The sequence below is a fragment of the Nitratireductor soli genome, assembly GCF_001050155.1.
Lineage (GTDB): Bacteria > Pseudomonadota > Alphaproteobacteria > Rhizobiales > Rhizobiaceae > Nitratireductor > Nitratireductor soli.
The window spans coordinates 1-1,246 of sequence record NZ_LFVY01000043.1 but is presented as its reverse complement, the minus strand read 5'-3'; the positions used below and the strand labels follow the sequence as shown (position 1 = coordinate 1,246).

2 protein-coding genes are annotated in these 1,246 nt (G+C 54.5%); one reads left to right on the top strand and one right to left on the bottom strand.

Annotation, left to right across the window (positions count from 1 at the left end; all coding sequences use genetic code 11):
- Positions 1-85: 85 nt before the first annotated feature.
- Positions 86-256: a hypothetical protein gene (locus tag AB843_RS25820; RefSeq protein ID WP_162230660.1), complete on the top strand. Its 171-nt coding sequence runs from the start codon at positions 86-88 to the stop codon at positions 254-256.
- Between the two features lie 187 nt (positions 257-443).
- Here AB843_RS25820 and AB843_RS24540 read toward each other — a convergent pair whose 3' ends face one another.
- Complete coding sequence (locus AB843_RS24540) at positions 444-1,064, bottom strand: imm11 family protein (protein WP_048649556.1); 621 nt, start codon at positions 1,062-1,064, stop codon at positions 444-446.
- Positions 1,065-1,246: the final 182 nt, after the last annotated feature.

The following is a 1,246-nucleotide window of genomic DNA, read 5'->3' as shown; positions in this document are numbered from 1 at the left end:
GATCACAGCCGCATTCGATGGCGGACGCATCACCTCGGATGGGCCAATAACACACTGACGCAGAGACAGGATTGCCACAGGATTGATGGTGACGACGATGAGGACAAACGATGCGGTTATGCGGGCCGTCGAACAGATTGCGCAGGCTCAAAAAGAGATCGATGCTTTGGTTCCTACATTCGCTGAATTGGACGAGCAGCTTGTAACCATCGACAGCCTTTTAGCTGGAAGGAGCGACGATCATGGCCATTCTTAAGCCAGAAATCACCCTTCGGTCATCGACGCGCGGCTTGCCGGACTTTCCATGAGGAAGGTGAGGTTCAGGAGCCGCCCTTGCCTCGTCAGATAGCCAAAACAACGACTGCTTTGCCATTTCTTTTCTTCAATCCTCAAATCAGACAAGAAGAATCCAACAAAATCAGCCTAAAGTATAGGTCCCCATCCTAGAGTCCGGAATGAACGGTGCAGCGCACGCGCTTGAACGTATTGATGCCGCCCTGGCGAAGGGCGGCTTCAAGTTCTGCACGGAAGAACAGTGAAAATTTGAGCGTGGGATCGACCCATAGGTTGCTTCCGCCTGTCAATGCCCCGGAAACGACGATGTCGCCATCCTCGGTGACAGGGGCGCTGCGGAATAAATCGTAGCCCTTGTAGACACGCTGGATGCCTTTGGACCGTTCAGTGTCGAGCGCGGGCCTATGGTCGATATTGGCGATCAAGAAGAATGTGCCCGGCAACTCTGTCGCCCCATCGTTCTGGTAGACGGTGACCGGGCAGAGCTGCGCGCGCCCCAGATTGAATTTGCGCAGTATGTCGGCGCATTTGGCTGACACAGCAAAAAAACCGTTGGCGTAGAAAAAATCCGGCAGGCCTTTGAGCAGCTTGTCCTTGTAACGCCCGAAGTACTTTTTCGGCAGTTCATCCGGATCCAGGACCTCGCCCTTTTCGTAGCGCTTGGCGATCGCGGCGGAGTGCTTGAGATCAGAGCGTGTGAGATCCGATTCGATTCCCGGCATGAAACTGCTCTCGAGCACAGGAAAGCTGACCCAGGCTTCATCCTTCATCCGGCATTCCCCCTTAATTGCCCTTTCGGCATGACAATAGCACACAAAGCGGTCCGCCAAGCCTTGGCTCGCGCTGGCCGCTGTAAATTGATGCGAGGTGGCCTAACCCGTCTGATGCACGACGGAAGTTTAGCGGGTTGGCGGATGTAGCACAAGCGATTGATTTAGCGTAGGATTCGGTT

Coding starts and splice junctions, on each gene's coding strand:
- AB843_RS24540 (WP_048649556.1), bottom strand. CDS start 1,064: ATGAAGGATGAAGCCTGGGTCAGCTTTCCTGTGCTCGAGAGCAGTTTC.
- AB843_RS25820 (WP_162230660.1), top strand. CDS start 86: ATGGTGACGACGATGAGGACAAACGATGCGGTTATGCGGGCCGTCGAA.